We start from the raw sequence: 15,895 nt of genomic DNA on the forward strand, positions 1-15,895 counted from the left end.
TCACTCGCGTAAGGCCGGCACCACCATGACCTCAGGCAAATACACCGACGACGACAAGCTGGTCGTACCGACACCGCCAATCGATGGCCCACTGCCCAAGTGGAAAATCGTCGGCCCCGGCCTCGTCGTGGCCGCCACCGGTGTGGGAGCGGCCGACATGGTCGCTACCCTCGTGGCCGGCTCGCGCTACGGCTACGCCCTGCTCTGGGCGGTCATTCTCGGCGTGATCCTCAAGATCGTGCTGGTCGAGGGCGCCGGCCGGTACACCCTCGCCACCGGCAAGACCATCTTTGAGGGCTGGCGGTCCCTCGGCAAGTGGACCACCTGGTACTTCGGGCCGTACATCATGTTGTGGGGCTTCGTCTACGGGGCAACGGCCATGTCGTCGGCAGCCCTGCCCCTCGCCGCACTGTTCCCGGTCTTTCCGCTGCCGGTCTGGGCCGTTCTCATGGGTCTCGCCGGTCTCACCATGGTCTGGTTCGGCCGCTACGCCTTCTTTGAGAAGGTCACCGCCGTGCTCGTCGGCATCATGTTCATCACGGTCGTCGGTCTCGCCGTCATAGCCGTGCCCGACTTTCCGGCCATGCTCGCCGGGCTCGTGCCGATCATTCCCGAGGGCGGAGTGCTCTACACGCTCGCTTTGGCCGGCGGCGTCGGCGGCACCATCACCCTCGCCGCTTACGGCTACTGGCTGCGCGAAAAGGGCTGGTCCACCCCGCGCTGGATGAAAGTCATGCGCATCGACAACCGCATGGCCTACGTCATGACCGGCATCTTCGTCGTCGCAATGCTCATCGTCGGCGCCGAGGTCGTCGCCGCTGCCGGCATCACGCTGAGCGCGGGGGACAAGGGACTGCTCGACCTCTCCACGGTGCTTAACGAGAAGTACGGCGTCGTCGTCGGTACCGGATTTCTGGTGGGCTTCTGGGCGGCATCCTTCTCATCGATCATCGGTGTGTGGAACGGCGTGAGCCTCATGTTCGCCGACTTCTGGGGCAACATGCGCGGCAAGAAATCTGGCCACCCGGACACCCTAGTCGGTGGCAAATACTTCAAGTTCTACCTGTTGTGGCTCACCTTTCCGCCCATGATCCTGTTCCTGCTCGGCTCACCGATCGGCCTCATTCTGGCCTACGGCGTGCTCGGCTCACTGTTCATGCCGTTTCTCGCCGTCACCCTCCTGGGGCTGTTGAACGGCAAGCGCATCCCGCGGGAATGGCGCAATAAGTGGTTCACGAATGTGGCGCTCGGAATCTGCGCGCTGCTGTTCATCGTGCTCGGAGTGCAGCAGCTGATCACGGCGCTCGCTCCACTGTTGGCCTAGTCGGCAACCGGATACTCTTTAGGAATGAACGCCACACGCGACGACGATGCGCTGAACTGGGCCGGCGACGATGATCCGACCTTGACGTCAGGGGGCACAGATCGGGCGGCGCCCGAACCGCGTGGTCTGCCCGAGGGATGGACCGTTCCGCAGCCGACGACTTCAGCGACCGACCCGGCGACGACCGACCCGGCGACGTCTAACGCTGTCGAGCCGGACGGCACCGAGCCGGACGGCGCGGCAGCGAGCTCCGTTGCCCTGGTCGGCATGGGCATCCTCGCCGGCATGTACCTGCTGTACACGATTGGCTGGTTCATCGGTGTTGCGCGCATTGAAAAATCCGTCACCGACCCGGTCACCGAATTCATGTTCTCGCTCGGCGCCTGGCTGGCGGTAGCCGCGCCACTCGCCTGGTTCGGCGTGACCTATTGGCTCACGACCAATCGACCGCGTGCCCGACTGATCTGGCTGTTGATCGGCGTCGTCGTGCTCGCCCCCTTGCCCTTCATTACCGGTTCGGGAGCTGGCTCATGAGCGACGCAGAGGGCAATGTCCGAGGCGGCACCAGCACCCGTCGACGCCCACCCCGGTGGGTGCTGTTCAGCATTGCAATATTCTTCGGACTGTTCTATGCCTACGACGTGTGGGAAGCCATCGGCAACCTGGTCGGGCTGAACCTGCAGGCACAGTCCCTCGACACCCAGCTGAGCGGCTTCGGCTGGGTCGTGCTCATCTTCGGGGTGCTCCTGCCCGTGCTGGTGTACGCCGTGGCCTACTGGCTGGGACGCAACCGGGCCTTCGGAGTGCAGGCCCTGACCCTGCTCGTCGGGCTGTGCACGGTGGCGGCCGTGTCGCTCGACATTGCCGCTGTGTTTAGCCTCGGTCAGTTAATCGTCTAGCTAGAGCACCGCGACAACGATGAGGGCCATCAACACCAGCTGGGCGATGAGCCGGGGAACAAAGGGGATCGCTACCCGCCCGAACCGCTTCGGATGGCGCGCAGCGTAGGCGTTGGCCGGAAACACAGCAGCCAGAAAGATCACGAGCGCCCCGGCCGCGAGCACCATGGTCGGTGGATAAAGCAATCCCAGCCCGCCAGCAATCTCGCACACCCCGGTGAACAACACGAGATTGACTGGGCTGGCCACACCGCTCCGCCGAAGCCGCGGCGGAATCATCGCCGCCATCGTGCGCTGCACCGCTGGCTGAAAATGAGTGATCCCGGCGCCAATGAAAACCAGCGCCAGAAGCACGCGCAGAACCAGTTGGAGACCGTCTATTACGTCGCTGCTCATTGGTCTATTGTGCAGCCGGTAGGGTGGAATCCGAGTAGCGCCCCTTGCCCTGCCGCCAACAAATGCAATCTAAGGATCCGATTTTATTGTCGAAGCCCGTCGTCCTGATCGCCGAAGAACTTTCCCCCGCCACCGTCGATGCCCTCGGGCCCGACTTTGACATTCACCACGTCGACGGCACGGATCGCTCCGCGTTGTTCGCCGAGCTCGCCACGGCGCAGGCCGTTTTGGTGCGGTCAGCCACCAAGATGGATGCCGAAGCAATCAAGGCCGCGCCGCTGTTGAAGGTTATCGCCCGCGCGGGCGTCGGCCTCGACAACGTTGACATCAAGGCCGCCACCGCGGCCGGAGTCATGGTCGTGAACGCTCCCACCTCCAACATCATCTCTGCCGCCGAGCTGACCGTCGGACATATCCTGAGCCTGGCCCGTCACATTCCGGCCGCCTCCGGCGCCCTCGCCGACGGCCAGTGGAAGCGCTCCAAGTACACCGGTGTCGAGCTCTACGAAAAGACCATCGGCATCATCGGCCTCGGCCGCATCGGCGCTCTCATCACCGCCCGCATGCAGGCCTTCGGCACCAACGTCATTGCCTACGACCCGTACATCACCTCGGCTCGCGCCCAGCAGCTCGGCGTGACCCCGGTCACCCTCGAGGAGCTGCTCGCGCAGTCCGACTTCGTCACGATCCACATGCCGAAGACCCCGGAGACCACCGGCATGATCGGTGCAGCCCAGCTTAAGCTGATGAAGCCGACCGCGTTCGTCGTCAACGTCGCGCGCGGCGGACTCATCGACGAAGAAGCGCTGCACGGGGCCCTCCTCGCCGGCACCATCGCCGGCGCCGGCCTCGACGTGTTCGTCAGCGAACCGCCCACCGACTCACCGCTGCTCGGACTCGACAACATCATCACCACCCCGCACCTCGGCGCCTCGACCGACGAAGCCCAGGAGAAGGCCGGAGTCTCCGTCGCCAAGTCCGTGCGCCTCGCGCTCTCCGGCGAGCTCGTTCCCGACGCGGTCAACGTCGCCGGCGGAGTCATCGATCCCTACGTGCGCCCCGGCATCCCGCTGGTTGAAAAACTTGGCCAGGTGTTCTCCGGACTGGCTGCCCACAGCCCGCTCACGAGCGTGGACATCGAGGTGCGCGGTGAACTCGTCGAGTACGACGTCAGCGTGCTCAAGCTTGCCGCGCTGAAGGGCATTTTCACCAACGTCGTCAGCGAAACCGTGTCCTACGTCAACGCTCCACTGTTGGCCGAGCAGCGCGGTGTCACCGTGCGCATGCTCACCGACGCCGAATCGCCCGAGTACCGCAACGTCATCACCCTGCGCGGCGCCCTCGCCGACGGTTCGCAGGTCTCCGTCTCTGGCACCCTCACCGGCACCAAGCAGATCGAGAAGATCGTCGAGATCAACGGCTACGACGTTGAGGTTCCGTTCGCCAAGAACCTTATTGTCATGCTCTACGCTGACCGTCCCGGAATCGTCGCCGTCTACGGCCGTGAATTCGGCGAGGCCAACATCAACATCGCCGGTATGCAGATCGCCCGGCACGAGGCCGGCGGCAAGGCGCTCAGCGTACTGACCGTCGACTCCGAGGTTCCGGCCGGGCTGCTGACAGCGGTGCGCACCGCGATCAACGCCGAGATCATGGTGGAGATCGACCTCACCGAATAGGCTCGATCAGAACGGATGCGAGTGGCGCCTGCACTGCAGGCGCCCACTCTTCTGTCCCGAAGCTACGGCGAATCCGTGAGTCGGCGTAGTGAGGGGTCGCACATCGACCTTCCCTGCGTGGTCTTAGGTCGCTTTACGACCCCTCACGCGGGTAGCCGAGTATCCAATTCAGTCGACTTTGTGTTGTGGGTCAGCAGTCGGCCAATCAGGGTGATCAGCCGCGTCATCGATTCGTCTGTGTGACTGGGTGGTGTGATTTCGTGCGCGGCGAGCGACGAGTTGACGTAGAGTCCGTCGCTGATCAGCATGATCGCCTGGGCCGTATCCGGGTCATGTACGGCGTCTTCGATGACGGAGAGCCAGCGTCGACGAATGTCGCTGAGCACCTGCATAGCCCGGGGATCCCGGCCTTGGGCGAGCCGGGAACCGGCGATGTAAGCGCGATCAAGCGGACTGCCGGTATGCACCGAGGTGCGAATGAGGTAGTCGACCGGTCCTGCCGGAGCTGTGCGGATGTTGTCGGCGTCCTCGCGCGCGAGCGCGTCGAGGCGGGCCAACAGACCATCGACCAGGGCGTCCTTCGAGGCGAAGTGGTAGAGCAAGCCGCCCTTGGACACCGCGGCTGCCGCCGCCACAGAGTCGAGTGTGGCGGAGCGTTCGCCACCCTCCACCAGTAGTTCCTCAAAGGCGTCGAGCAGCCGATCCCGAGTGGGAGCGGATGGCGCGGGGGCATTTTTCGACATAGGGGCCATGGTAACGAACACGCAGACTGTCGGTTGGACACAAGAAGCGGACTGGACAACTATACCGTCTAGCCGGTACAGTCGAGGTTGATGTCCCGCCGATGGCGGTCGAAAAAGTACCCAGAAAGTGAACGAGATCGTGTCTGCCCCCGCTGGTCCCACCAATCCCACCGTGCTGCCCCGCGAGGCCCGCGTCGCCGAGGCCAGCGCGTCCTGGACCCATGTCGCCGAGGCCGAAGCTCGCACAGTGAGCGCCGGGACGACCGGGGGAGCGGCATCCGCTCTGCCCGACCGTCGCCGCTGGTGGGCGCTGGCCGTGCTCATGCTGCCGGTGCTGCTCGTGTCGATCGACAACACCGTACTCAATTTTGCGCTGCCGGCGATCTCTACGGCCACCCGCCCGACCGGTGTGCAGCTGCTGTGGATGGTGGACATCTACCCGCTCGTGCTCGCCGGGCTGCTCGTGGCCATGGGGAGCCTCGGCGACCGCATCGGGCGACGTCGCTTGCTGCTCATCGGCTCCGCCGGATTCGGCGTGGTTTCGGTGTTCGCGGCGTTCGCCCCGAGCGTCGAAGGCCTGATCATTGCCCGTGCGGCGCTGGGATTCTTCGGCGCGATGCTCATGCCCTCAACCCTGTCGCTGCTGCGATCCACCTTCGTGGATCGCGACCAACGCCGCCTCGCCATCGCCATCTGGGCTACGGGCTTTGCGGCCGGCAGCGCGCTCGGACCGATCGTCGGTGGCATCCTGCTCGAGCACTTCGCCTGGGGCTCAGTGTTCCTGATCGCCGTTCCAGTGCTGTTGCCGCTGCTCGTGCTGGCACCGATCCTGGTTACCGAGTCGCGCGACCCGCATCCAGGGCGCATCGATTTTCTTAGCATCGCGCTGTCGCTCGGCACCATGCTTCCAATTGTCTACGGCATCAAGAGCATCGCCGAGAACGGTTTGACCTGGCTCACTCTGGCCCCGATCGCGCTCGGCCTGGGCCTCGGCGTGTGGTTTGTGCGTCGCCAGCTGCGCCTGCCGAACCCCATGCTCGACATGGGACTGTTTCAACGCGGCGCGTTCAGCGGTGCCGTCGGTGTCAACCTGCTCAGCGTGACGGCCCTCGTCGGCTGTCTCTTCTTCATTTCGCAGCACCTGCAACTCGTGCTCGGGCTCTCACCGCTCTCGGCCGGCCTCGTGCTGGTGCCCGGCCTGGTGGCGATGATCGTGGCCGGCTTGCTGATCGTGCCGATCGCCCGCCGGGTACGCCCGTCTCGGGTGGTGCCATTGGCGCTGTTGATATCCGTCGCCGGGTTCGCGTCGATCGCGCTGCGCGGCGGGCAGATCGATGCCTTCTCCATCGGTGTGGCCTTCGTGCTGCTCGGTATCGGAATCGGCGCTGCCGAAACCGTGTCGAACGAATTGATTGTGGCGACGGCGCCGGGCGAAAAGGCGGGGGCGGCATCCGCTGTGTCCGAAACGGCTTACGAACTGGGGGCGGTGCTCGGCACGGCGGTGCTCGGCACCATCCTTACCGTGTCGTACCGCACGGCGGTACTGCTGCCCGAAGGCCTGAATGCGGTTGAACGGCTTGCCGCCGGCGAAACGCTTGGCGGAGCCGTGGCTGTGGCCGAGCAGCTGCCGCACGGGGCGGCGCAGCAGCTGCTCGCTTCCGCGCGGCATGCTTTCGACAGCGGTGTGGGAATGACCGCGTGGATCGGTGTTGCACTCGTGCTCGGTGCGGCCGTCGTAGCGCTCGTCGCGCTGCGCAGGGCGCGCTAGCTACAGATCGTCGATTGAGTTCTCGCGGCGCGTGACCTGCTCACCGTTCGCGGGGTCGGCGATGGTGCGGGTCGTGCTCGTGCTGTTGCGGCGACGCGTCATCAGCACGATGCCGAGGATCGTCACGAGCGCTCCGGCCGCGAGCAAAATGTAGCCGATGAGCTGCAGATCCACCCCGGTGACCGTCACATCGAGGGCCCACACCAGAATGGCGCCGACGACCAGTAGAAAGATTCCCAGTCCGATACTCATGATTGCCCACTTTCAGTTGGTAGTGCGCTTCGCACCAGCCTAGGCACTTCGGCGAGAAAGGTAAGGTTTGACTACAAGCAATTCAGGTGATCGTTGACCGGTTCGGAGCCGCATGTCTCGTACTATCAAACTCGCCGTCATTCCTGGAGACGGGATTGGGCCGGAAGTCGTCGCCGAGGCCGTCAAGGTGCTCGGCGCTGTCACTGCCCGCGACGACATCACGATCAACACGAGCATGTTTGAGTTGGGCGCAGCGCGGTTCCTCGAAACCGGTGACGTGCTCACGGACGCCGACCTCGCGTCAATCCAGCAGCACGACGCCATTCTTCTTGGCGCGGTCGGCGGCGTTCCCGGTGACCCGCGCCTGAAAGACGCCAATATCGAGCGGGGACTGCTGCTCGGCCTGCGCTTCGCCCTCGATCACTATGTGAACCTGCGGCCGTGCACGATCTACCCCGGCGTCACGAGCCCGCTCGCCGCCCCCGGCGTGGTCGACTTCGTTGTCGTGCGCGAGGGCACCGAGGGTCCCTATGTGGGCAACGGCGGTGCGATCCGCCGCGGCACCGCCCAGGAGATCGCCAACGAGGTATCCGTGAACACCGCCTACGGGGTCGAGCGCGTCGTGCGGTACGCCTTCGAGGTGGCCCAGAGGCGCGAGCGCAAACGCCTCACCCTCGTGCACAAGACCAACGTGCTCGTCTTCGCCGGCAGCCTGTGGCAGCGCATCGTGAACGAGGTAGCCGTCGAGTATCCCCAGGTTGCGGTCGATTATCTGCACGTCGACGCGGCGACGATCTTCTTCGTCACGAATCCGAGTAGATTTGATGTACTCGTCACCGACAACCTATTTGGCGACATTCTCACCGACCTGGCAGCGGCAATCAGCGGCGGCATCGGCTTGGCGGCCTCCGGCAATATCAACCCGACGGGCCGCTTTCCCAGCATGTTCGAGCCGGTGCACGGCTCGGCTCCCGATATTGCCGGCCAGCAGCTCGCCGACCCGACCGCGGCCATCCTCTCGGTGGCCCTGCTGCTCGACCACCTCGGGCTGACGGATGCCGCGGCTCGCGTCAACGAGGCAGTGGCCGACGACCTAGCCCGTCGCACCGTAACGGTGCGGCGCAGCACCGCTGAGGTGGGCGACGCCATCGTGACCCTTTTGACAGACAAGGTACTGAAATGACCGTGACTTTTCCCCTGACTTTTGCCCTGACGCCGTCGACACAAGCGCGCGCCAAAGCCGACCGCGATGAGATTCTCGCTGACCCGAGCTTCGGTAAGCACTTCACCGACCACATGGTTACCATCGACTGGTCGATCGAGGCCGGTTGGCACGACGCCCGAGTCACCCCCTACGGCCCGTTGATGCTCGATCCCGCCTCGTCGGTGCTGCACTATGGCCAGGAAATCTTCGAGGGCCTCAAGGCTTACCGGCACGCCGACAACTCGATCTGGACCTTCCGGCCAGAGAAGAACGCCGAGCGACTGCAACGCTCAGCCCGCCGCCTCGCCCTGCCTGAGCTGTCGGTGGAGGACTTCATCGAGTCGGTCAGGCAGATGATCGTGATCGACGGCGACTGGGTGCCGTCCGCGCCCGAGACCAGCCTGTACCTCCGCCCGTTCATGATCGCCAACGAAAGCTTTCTCGGGGTGCGCGCCGCCCACAAGGTGAGCTTCTACGTGATCGCGAGCCCGGCCGGTGCGTACTTCGCCGACGGCGTGGCCCCGGTGAAGATCTGGCTGTCGACCGACTACTCCCGCGCTGGCCGCGGCGGTACCGGCGCAGCCAAGTGCGGCGGCAACTACGCTGCGTCGCTGCTGCCCCAGATGGAGGCGTATGAGAACGGTTGTGCCCAGGTGCTCTTTCTCGACGGCGAGACCGGAACAAACGTTGATGAACTCGGCGGCATGAACGTGTTCTTCGTGCACGGCACCGACACGATTGTCACGCCTCGCCTGACCGGATCCATTCTCGAGGGCGTCACCCGCGACAGCATCATGCAGCTCGCCCGCGACCGCGGTATGACCGTGGAAGAGCGCGCGGTGACTCTGGCGGAGTGGCGTGATGGCGTCGCATCCGGTGCCATCACCGAGGTTTTCGCCTGCGGAACCGCCGCCGTCGTCACCCCGATCGGCCAGCTCAAGGCCAAGGACTTCACGGTCGGCGAAGCGGATGCTCCGGCGGGCGCGATCACGATGTCGCTGCGCCAGGAACTCACCGACATTCAGTATGGGCGCGTGCCAGACCGCCACGGCTGGCTCACCCGCCTAGACTGAAGCTTTTGGCCTTTACGGGCGGGAATGAGACACGTGAAGATCGCACGCTACAGCTACCAGGGCGCCATCGCGTTCGGCATCGTTGACGATGACGAATTGGTCGTGCTCACGAGCGACCCGATGTTCGCCGGATTCGACACGACCGGCGACCGGGTGGCCCTGGCCGACGTGAAGTTGCTTGCACCGGTGATTCCACGCTCGAAGATCGTCGCGGTGGTATCTCCCGAGGCGTTCGTGCTTCGGCCGAACACCGCTGTCGTCGGCCCCGGCGACGCCATTCTGCTGCCGGCCGCCTCCGATCGGGTCGAGGTCGATGGCCAGCTTGCGATCATCATTGGCAAGATCGCCAAGAACGTCTCGGCAGCGGATGCCACTGGTCGCGTCTTCGGCTACACCGTAGCGACAGTCGTCACCGCCGCCGATTTGGCAAACGTTTCTGCCACGCGGGCCGGGGCCTTCGATACGTTTCTCCCGCTCGGCCCGATCATTGAGACGGAGTTCGACGAGGCAGCCACGCCGCTGCGCGGGCTGATCAATGAGGAGGAGTTCCAGGCAGTCGACCTCGGCGACGACGACCGCACCACCGAGGACGTCGTTGCTGCGCTCGTGTCCTTCGCCTCAAGCGTTTTCACGCTGCTGCCGGGCGACGTGATTCTGGCCGGTGCGATGGACACGCCGGCAGACGTCGTCGACGGCGACACGGTTACGATGTCGATCGCCGGCATCGGAACGCTCGTAAACCCGGTGGTGCGCCCGGCCTGACCTGCCCCGGTGTTTGACTGCCCCGCCCCTGGGCCCACCTTATGGCCCTAGGCCCAGTTTATAAGCTGGGCCCGTGGGCGGGGCCCGGGCCCCGTCCACGGGTGTCAGGGGCGCAGGGCGGCGAGGGCCAGGGCCACGTCTTCTTCGTCATTGAAGAGGTGAAAAGCTACGCGGGCGCGACCGGCCCGACCCGAGGCGGTGAGGCCGGCGTTGGTGAGGCGCGCGAGGTCGCGGCCACCGGCATCCGGCCAACTGATGATGGCCTGATCGAGTCGGGGCAGCCCCAGACCGTCACACAGGGCATTGCCGAGGCCGATATTGTGGGCGCGCAGCTCGGCCAGGTCGAGGCTGCGGAACAGATCGATGGCCGGCTCGGCACCGACCCAGGCCGGCCAGGCCGGCGACACGTCGAAGCGGCGGGCATCGTGGGCGAGTGTCATTGCCGGCCCGTAACAGGATGCCCACGGGTCGTCTCCGGCGTACCAACCGGCGTTGATGGGGTGCAGTTGCGCCGCGAAGTTTTCCGAGACGGTGAAGAAGGCTACGCCGCGCGGTGCACCGAGCCATTTGTAGCTGTGGCATATTGTTGCGTCAAATGCCGCGGCGTCGACCGGCATCCACCCAGTTGCCTGGGTCGTGTCGCACAGGGTGAAGGTGCCCGTAGCCTGGGCTGCGGCTCGGATGGCAACGCTGTCGGCCACGGTGCCTGTGGCGGACTGCACGAGCGAGAACGCCACGAGCCAGGTGTTTGCGGTGAGGCTCGCGGCCAGGTCGGCCAGTGCTACCTGACGCACGGTCACGCCGCGGTGGGCCTGTGCCAGAAATGGAAAAACCATCGAGCTGAAGTCGCCAAGCGGCAGTACGACTTCGGCGCCGTCGGGGATGCTCGCGGCGACCAGGCCGGCCATGACCGAGGTCTGCGAACCGATCGACACCCGGTCGGGCGTGACGTGGACGAGGTCGGCGTAGCCGACGCGCACGCGCTCGACGACCTCGACGTAACGCGAGGCGCTGGCCTCCCCGCGGGTCCAGGCCTCGGTGTCGGCGCGCATCGCGGCCATCGTGGCGTGAGTTGGCAGTCCGAGGGTGCAGGCGGCCAGGTAGCCGCGACCGGAGGCGTATTGGGTGCGTGCGTCGGTGAGGCTAAGGGTGCTTTTGCGGTTTGGTGCGGGGGTCATGGTTCCAGTGTGGCCAGGGGGCATTCATAGGACAACGGCCAGTATCCGATGTAATTCATAATTCAAAGTTATGATTCATTTTATGATTCATCTGCCCGGGCAGAGCTCTGACCTTGACGCCCACGCCCTGCGCGTCGTGCGTGCTGTGCATGAGAGCGGCTCCATCACTGCCGCCGCAACCGCCCTCGGCTACAGCCAACCGGCCGTGAGCCAGCAACTCAAACGGCTCGAGCAACGACTCGGGCTCGCCGTGGTCGAGCGGGTCGGACGTGGCGTTCGGCTCACCGAGGCTGGCCTTGTGCTCGCCCGGCACGCCGTGACCGTGGCGACCGCGCTCGATGCAGCGCAGGGGGAGATCGCCGAGTTGCAGGGTCTGCGCGCCGGGCTGGTGAGGCTCGTGGCGTTTCCGTCGGCATCCGCTACCCTCGTGCCGAGCCTGCTCGCGCAGATGAAGGAACGGCACTCCCAGATCAGTATCACCTATCTGGAGGCCGAACCGCCCGAGGCCGTCGCCGCCGTGCGCGAGAATCGGGCGGACCTGGCCATCACGTTCAGTTACCCGGGGGATCGGGTTGATCCGCACCGGGAGAGTGCGCAGGGGCTGCGGGTGGCGACCCTGCGACGAGACGAGATGATGCTCGTGCTGCCGGTGGGGCATCCGCTTGGCGGCGGTGTCGCACCGGTTGACTTGCGCGACCTCGCCGACGAGAACTGGGTGGCCGGCTGCCCACGCTGCCGCGGTCACCTGCTCGACCTCTGCGATCGCCGCGGATTCGCGCCGCGCATCTCCTATGAAACCGACAATGTCGCCGCCGTGTTCGGTCTGGTCGAGGCCGGTATCGGCGTGGCGTTGCTTCCGGCTCTCGCGATCGAGTCGGTCGGCGCACGCGCGGGCGTGTCGGTTCGTGCGACGACCGGGCGTGACCATCGCACCCTGCATGCCGTGACGGCGGCCGGCGCCGAGCGGGTGCCGGCCGTGGCCGCTGCGCTGCGCGCGCTCGTCGCCGTCGCGCTGGTCGGATAGGTCGCGGCTGCCCGGATCCCGGGCCCTCCTCATGGAACCGGGCCCGGAAAGAAGATTAGGGGAGCTCGCGCCTCTAGAATTGACAGTAATGTCTGACACCACTGCACACCCGTTTTCTACCGCCACCGGAACCGACGTTCGTGTGCGGTTCTGCCCCTCGCCAACCGGAACGCCCCACGTGGGCCTGGTTCGCACCGCCATGTTCAACTGGGCCTACGCCCGGCACACCGGCGGCAAAATGATCTTCCGCATCGAGGACACCGACGCCGCCCGCGACAGTGAAGAGAGCTTTCTGCAGCTCGTCGAGGCCATGCGCTGGCTCAAGCTGGACTGGGACGAAGGCGTCGATGTCGGCGGACCCCAGGCGCCGTACCGCCAGTCCGAGCGCTATGACATCTACCGCGGCGTCATCGAGAAGCTCAAGGCGAGCGGCCACATCTACGAGAGCTTCGTCACCGGCGAAGAGATCGAGACCCGTAACCGCGACCTCGGCCGCGACCCGAAAATGGGCTACGACAACTTCGAGCGCGACTTGACCTCGGACCAGAAGGCTGCCTACCGGGCCGAGGGCCGGTCCCCGGCGCTGCGCCTGCGCGTGCCGGACACCGAGCTCTCTTTCGACGACCTCGTGCGCGGCGAGATCACGTTCCCGGCCGGCTCGTTCAGCGACTTTGTCGTGGTGCGCCCGAACGGGCATCCGCTTTACCCCTTCGTCAACCCGGTCGATGACGCTCTCATGGGCGTCACCCACGTGCTTCGTGGTGAAGATCTGCTCTCGTCGACGCCCCGCCAGATCGCCCTCTACCACGCGCTCATCGACATCGGTGTGACCACCTTCGTGCCCCGCTTCGGCCACCTGCCCTACGTCATGGGCGACAAGAACAAGAAGCTCTCCAAGCGCGACGCGGAGGCAAACCTGTTCCTGCACCGCGACCGCGGATTCATTCCCGAGGGCTTGCTCAACTACCTCGCGCTGCTGGGCTGGTCACTCACCCACGACCGCGATGTGTTCTCGATCGACGAGTTCACGGCCGCGTTCGACGTCGTGAATGTCAACCCCAACCCGGCCAGGTTCGACTTGAAGAAGGCCGAATCGATCAACGGCGACCACATTCGCCAGCTCGATGCTGCCGACTTCGCCGCCCGCCTGGTGCCCTACCTAGTGAGCGCCGGAGTGCTCGGTGAGACCCCGACCGACGCCGACCTGGCCCTGCTCGCCCAGGGCGCACCGCTCATCCAGGAGCGCATTGCGCTGCTCGGCGAAGCCCCGGCCATGCTCGGTTTTCTGTTCGTGACCGGCGCCGACCTGATTCTCGAAGCGGATGCCATCGCCTCGCTCCCGCAGAACGCCGCCGACATTCTCGGTGCATCTCGCACGGCGCTTGAAAGTATTCCGTCAGCGGAATGGGACACCGACCGGGTGCACACGCTGCTCGCGGAGACCCTCATCGAGGGGCTGGGCCTCAAGCCGCGCGTCGCCTTCGGACCGCTGCGCGTCGCGCTGTCGGGCCGTAAGATCTCGCCGCCGCTGTTTGAGTCGATGGAGATTCTCGGACAGGCCGAGACCCTGGGCCGGCTCGATCGGGCGCTGACTGTAACGACGACCGCCTGACCCCTGAGCTGGTGAGGCTTCGACTCGCCGGGGGACAACCCGGTTTGGCCTCTCCAGCCCAAGTGGGCTAGGCTACTACTCGGCCCGATCTTCGGATTAGGCATTGGGGTATGGTGTAATTGGCAACACGGATGATTCTGGTTCATTTGTTCTTGGTTCGAGTCCAGGTACCCCAGCTTGCAAGGCCCGGATTTCCGGGCTTTTTTGCTTTAACCCGGGTCGCCGCATTCGACTAGTCGCGATTTACTCTCGATCTACTCTGGGCCGCCCTCTATGGCTGGTGTCAGCAAGCTCAGGGCCTCACTGAGATCAGTTGGTGTTTGGATCGAGTCGATATAGATCCCACGTGTGACCGCATCGCTGGAGTGGCCGAGCGCCGTGGTCGCGGCCGAGACTCCGAGATTCCTGGCAATGATCGTTCCAGCGGTCTTTCTCATTGAATGCGAGGTGTCGATCGCCGCGCCCTCGCCGGTGAGCACCTTGAGTCCGATGCCGCGGTCGGTGAGGTCGTGCACCGTGTTGACCAGGTGGCGCAGGTCGCGGCCGAGCCGGTCAAGCTTCCAGACCAGCAGCGTGTCACCATGGCGCAGCGCTTTCAGGCAGGCCGCCAGGTGCGGGCGGTCGTCCTTCTCGCCGGATGCCTGGTCCTCGTAGAGGTTGTCTGGGTCAACCCCGGCAACCAGGAGCGCGTCTCGTTGGAGATCGGTGCTCTGCGACCCGTCGGCCTTCGATACGCGCATGTACCCGACGAGCATGCTCACCCCTGTCATTTATGCGTTCGATTACGGGACCAGGCGATCGCATAGTTCGATCCTTGAAAATTTGTCACACAACCCGTCAAATATTCTACGTGTCGCAAACGATCCAGAACCAGTCCAATGTGATGGCGGGTGCAGGGACACCCACCGTCGCCCCCACAGGGTGACAACGCGCCGAGAATTCAATTGTTGCCTAGCTCATAGAACTCGGTCAGTTGCTGTTCAAGTGAATGGCTCGTCCACGTTGAGTAGAAAGGCCTGTACCCGTCTTCCACATGGTGGATTCGCATTGCGACGCGAGTCAAGGGGAAGCGATCGAGGACAGGGGCGAAGTCCTGAGCATCTGATGCATCCAGATAACCGATCTGCCGATTCCCTCGGTATTCCCGATACACATCGCCGGAACCCACGTGGTTTAAGGAGTAGACAGCGATCGCATTCCAATTATATCGATTCTTCGGTTCTCGAATCAGGAACATCCAAGTCGGAAATCTGTTCTCAACTTCTCGGGATGCATTCGCTGGGTCGTGTTCGGAATACTGCCACCCCTCCATGACGGGGGCGAAAAAACCCGTGTTCCATGGAGCCTGCAGGAGCGGGTAGCTGTAGACCGTGGGGTCGAATTCGTCGACTACCCGACCATCCGTGTATTGGCGGTCTCTCTCTAATTCGCGAACGAGGACACGGTTAGCTTCCAGTGCTTTTTCCTTGTCACGTGAATTTCCGTAGGACACCCAACAGACAAGAGCGACCACAGCCACGATGACCCAGAACATCGAATCATTCATATACTCCTCCAGTTTTCCGTTCCTGTGATCGCGATACGCGCGCGAGCGTCTCCTACGTTGATCCAGTCCTAACAATGGCAGTCAACCAACCTCAACTGGTACCAATGGGGGGCAGCGATTTTGTAGGGCGAAACGATCCAGAAGTAGAACGTGCTGACCAGAGCATCGACGCCCATGCCCTATCCGATCAGCAGACTAACTCCGGCTGGAGTGCAACATGTCCGGCGTCCACCGAGAAGACCGCAGTGACAGCAACGCCGCTTCCCCCGTGTCCACTACCGAGGGATATTCCTGCAGCGTTCCCAGCATGATCCGTTCGGCACTCTCAAGCTCAATCGGGTAACCCGCGAACTGGGGCTGTGCCCCCGGAGGCATCTCTCCCTAATCTAAGAATGTGCTGGCATACCGGATAATCGGGATTCGCTCGATTCTGCT

At 64.5% G+C, this 15,895-nt stretch carries 16 protein-coding genes and 1 tRNA gene; 11 read left to right on the forward strand and 6 right to left on the reverse strand.

Going from position 1 to position 15,895, the window contains the following annotated elements; all coding sequences use genetic code 11:
• The first annotated feature begins 25 nt into the window (after window positions 1-25).
• The 3 genes from E3T39_RS00820 to E3T39_RS00830 are packed head-to-tail and all read left to right on the forward strand — an operon-like array spanning window position 26 to window position 2,223.
• Entirely contained in the window at window positions 26-1,324 is a 1,299-nt protein-coding gene (locus E3T39_RS00820; RefSeq protein WP_134512884.1) for an Nramp family divalent metal transporter, read from the forward strand.
• Between the two features lie 24 nt (window positions 1,325-1,348).
• Window positions 1,349-1,858: a DNA polymerase III subunit gamma/tau gene (locus E3T39_RS00825; protein ID WP_134512885.1), complete on the forward strand. Its 510-nt coding sequence runs from the start codon at window positions 1,349-1,351 to the stop codon at window positions 1,856-1,858.
• Window positions 1,855-2,223: a hypothetical protein gene (locus tag E3T39_RS00830; protein WP_134512886.1), complete on the forward strand. Its 369-nt coding sequence runs from the start codon at window positions 1,855-1,857 to the stop codon at window positions 2,221-2,223. Before E3T39_RS00825 ends, E3T39_RS00830 begins: the two co-directional genes overlap by 4 nt.
• Here the strand turns inward: E3T39_RS00830 and E3T39_RS00835 are convergent, their stop codons facing one another.
• The gene (locus E3T39_RS00835) at window positions 2,224-2,619 is read right to left on the reverse strand and encodes a DoxX family protein (RefSeq protein ID WP_134512887.1); all 396 of its coding nucleotides are present in this window, start codon (window positions 2,617-2,619) and stop codon (window positions 2,224-2,226) included.
• Window positions 2,620-2,705: 86 nt separating this feature from the next.
• Between E3T39_RS00835 and serA the strand changes: the two genes are divergently transcribed.
• Window positions 2,706-4,298, forward strand: a complete 1,593-nt coding sequence (gene serA / locus E3T39_RS00840; RefSeq protein ID WP_134512888.1) for a phosphoglycerate dehydrogenase — start codon at window positions 2,706-2,708, stop codon at window positions 4,296-4,298.
• Window positions 4,299-4,441: 143 nt separating this feature from the next.
• Here serA and E3T39_RS16580 read toward each other — a convergent pair whose 3' ends face one another.
• Window positions 4,442-5,041, reverse strand: a complete 600-nt coding sequence (locus E3T39_RS16580; RefSeq protein ID WP_134512889.1) for a TetR/AcrR family transcriptional regulator — start codon at window positions 5,039-5,041, stop codon at window positions 4,442-4,444.
• 247 nt (window positions 5,042-5,288) lie between these two features.
• Between E3T39_RS16580 and E3T39_RS00850 the strand changes: the two genes are divergently transcribed.
• Entirely contained in the window at window positions 5,289-6,809 is a 1,521-nt protein-coding gene (locus tag E3T39_RS00850; RefSeq protein WP_241979471.1) for an MFS transporter, read from the forward strand.
• On the opposite strand, the gene E3T39_RS00855 is transcribed toward E3T39_RS00850, so the two are convergent.
• Window positions 6,810-7,061 carry a DUF6458 family protein gene (locus tag E3T39_RS00855; RefSeq protein ID WP_134512890.1) on the reverse strand — a complete coding sequence of 84 codons (252 nt, stop codon included), beginning with the start codon at window positions 7,059-7,061 and terminating at the stop codon, window positions 6,810-6,812.
• A gap of 112 nt (window positions 7,062-7,173) precedes the next feature.
• Here E3T39_RS00855 and E3T39_RS00860 point away from each other — a divergent pair, with 112 nt between their 5' ends.
• Genes E3T39_RS00860 through E3T39_RS00870 form a run of 3 tightly spaced genes read left to right on the forward strand, consistent with a single transcriptional unit; the run spans window position 7,174 to window position 10,100 of the window.
• Entirely contained in the window at window positions 7,174-8,244 is a 1,071-nt protein-coding gene (locus tag E3T39_RS00860; RefSeq protein WP_134512891.1) for a 3-isopropylmalate dehydrogenase, read from the forward strand.
• Window positions 8,241-9,338, forward strand: coding sequence for a branched-chain amino acid aminotransferase (locus E3T39_RS00865; RefSeq protein WP_134512892.1), 1,098 nt, complete (start codon window positions 8,241-8,243; stop codon window positions 9,336-9,338). Before E3T39_RS00860 ends, E3T39_RS00865 begins: the two co-directional genes overlap by 4 nt.
• Before the next feature lie 33 nt (window positions 9,339-9,371).
• Window positions 9,372-10,100 carry a fumarylacetoacetate hydrolase family protein gene (locus E3T39_RS00870; RefSeq protein WP_134512893.1) on the forward strand — a complete coding sequence of 243 codons (729 nt, stop codon included), beginning with the start codon at window positions 9,372-9,374 and terminating at the stop codon, window positions 10,098-10,100.
• 104 nt (window positions 10,101-10,204) lie between these two features.
• Here E3T39_RS00870 and E3T39_RS00875 read toward each other — a convergent pair whose 3' ends face one another.
• On the reverse strand, window positions 10,205-11,278 hold the full coding sequence (locus E3T39_RS00875; RefSeq protein WP_134512894.1) for an aminotransferase class V-fold PLP-dependent enzyme: 1,074 nt from the start codon (window positions 11,276-11,278) through the stop codon (window positions 10,205-10,207).
• A gap of 82 nt (window positions 11,279-11,360) precedes the next feature.
• Between E3T39_RS00875 and E3T39_RS00880 the strand changes: the two genes are divergently transcribed.
• The 3 genes from E3T39_RS00880 (at window position 11,361) to E3T39_RS00890 (ending at window position 14,090) form a co-directional block, all read left to right on the forward strand.
• Window positions 11,361-12,302 carry a LysR family transcriptional regulator gene (locus tag E3T39_RS00880; protein WP_134512895.1) on the forward strand — a complete coding sequence of 314 codons (942 nt, stop codon included), beginning with the start codon at window positions 11,361-11,363 and terminating at the stop codon, window positions 12,300-12,302.
• 88 nt (window positions 12,303-12,390) lie between these two features.
• A complete protein-coding gene (gltX, locus tag E3T39_RS00885; RefSeq protein WP_134512896.1) occupies window positions 12,391-13,914 on the forward strand; it encodes a glutamate--tRNA ligase in 1,524 nt (507 codons plus the stop codon).
• Window positions 13,915-14,018: 104 nt separating this feature from the next.
• Window positions 14,019-14,090, forward strand: a tRNA-Gln gene (locus tag E3T39_RS00890).
• 78 nt (window positions 14,091-14,168) lie between these two features.
• On the opposite strand, the gene E3T39_RS00895 is transcribed toward E3T39_RS00890, so the two are convergent.
• Together E3T39_RS00895 and E3T39_RS00900 are read right to left on the reverse strand one after the other, a co-directional pair.
• Window positions 14,169-14,684 (reverse strand): recombinase family protein, encoded by a 516-nt coding sequence (locus E3T39_RS00895; RefSeq protein ID WP_478213410.1) that lies wholly within the window; start codon window positions 14,682-14,684, stop codon window positions 14,169-14,171.
• Between the two features lie 170 nt (window positions 14,685-14,854).
• Window positions 14,855-15,460, reverse strand: coding sequence for an HIRAN domain-containing protein (locus tag E3T39_RS00900; RefSeq protein WP_134512897.1), 606 nt, complete (start codon window positions 15,458-15,460; stop codon window positions 14,855-14,857).
• Window positions 15,461-15,895 lie beyond the last annotated feature (435 nt).

The sequence above is a fragment of the Cryobacterium suzukii genome (genome assembly GCF_004403185.1).
Lineage (GTDB): Bacteria > Actinomycetota > Actinomycetes > Actinomycetales > Microbacteriaceae > Cryobacterium > Cryobacterium suzukii.

What these genes read in the sequence shown, in the direction of transcription:
- E3T39_RS00820 (WP_134512884.1), top strand. Translation starts at nt 26, where the DNA reads ATGACCTCAGGCAAATACACCGACGACGACAAGCTGGTCGTACCGACA.
- E3T39_RS00825 (WP_134512885.1), top strand. Translation starts at nt 1,349, where the DNA reads ATGAACGCCACACGCGACGACGATGCGCTGAACTGGGCCGGCGACGAT.
- E3T39_RS00830 (WP_134512886.1), top strand. Translation starts at nt 1,855, where the DNA reads ATGAGCGACGCAGAGGGCAATGTCCGAGGCGGCACCAGCACCCGTCGA.
- E3T39_RS00835 (WP_134512887.1), bottom strand. Translation starts at nt 2,619, where the DNA reads ATGAGCAGCGACGTAATAGACGGTCTCCAACTGGTTCTGCGCGTGCTT.
- E3T39_RS16580 (WP_134512889.1), bottom strand. Translation starts at nt 5,041, where the DNA reads ATGTCGAAAAATGCCCCCGCGCCATCCGCTCCCACTCGGGATCGGCTG.
- E3T39_RS00855 (WP_134512890.1), bottom strand. Translation starts at nt 7,061, where the DNA reads ATGAGTATCGGACTGGGAATCTTTCTACTGGTCGTCGGCGCCATTCTG.
- E3T39_RS00860 (WP_134512891.1), top strand. Translation starts at nt 7,174, where the DNA reads ATGTCTCGTACTATCAAACTCGCCGTCATTCCTGGAGACGGGATTGGG.
- E3T39_RS00865 (WP_134512892.1), top strand. Translation starts at nt 8,241, where the DNA reads ATGACCGTGACTTTTCCCCTGACTTTTGCCCTGACGCCGTCGACACAA.
- E3T39_RS00875 (WP_134512894.1), bottom strand. Translation starts at nt 11,278, where the DNA reads ATGACCCCCGCACCAAACCGCAAAAGCACCCTTAGCCTCACCGACGCA.
- E3T39_RS00880 (WP_134512895.1), top strand. Translation starts at nt 11,361, where the DNA reads ATGATTCATCTGCCCGGGCAGAGCTCTGACCTTGACGCCCACGCCCTG.
- gltX (WP_134512896.1), top strand. Translation starts at nt 12,391, where the DNA reads ATGTCTGACACCACTGCACACCCGTTTTCTACCGCCACCGGAACCGAC.
- E3T39_RS00895 (WP_478213410.1), bottom strand. Translation starts at nt 14,684, where the DNA reads ATGACAGGGGTGAGCATGCTCGTCGGGTACATGCGCGTATCGAAGGCC.
- E3T39_RS00900 (WP_134512897.1), bottom strand. Translation starts at nt 15,460, where the DNA reads ATGAATGATTCGATGTTCTGGGTCATCGTGGCTGTGGTCGCTCTTGTC.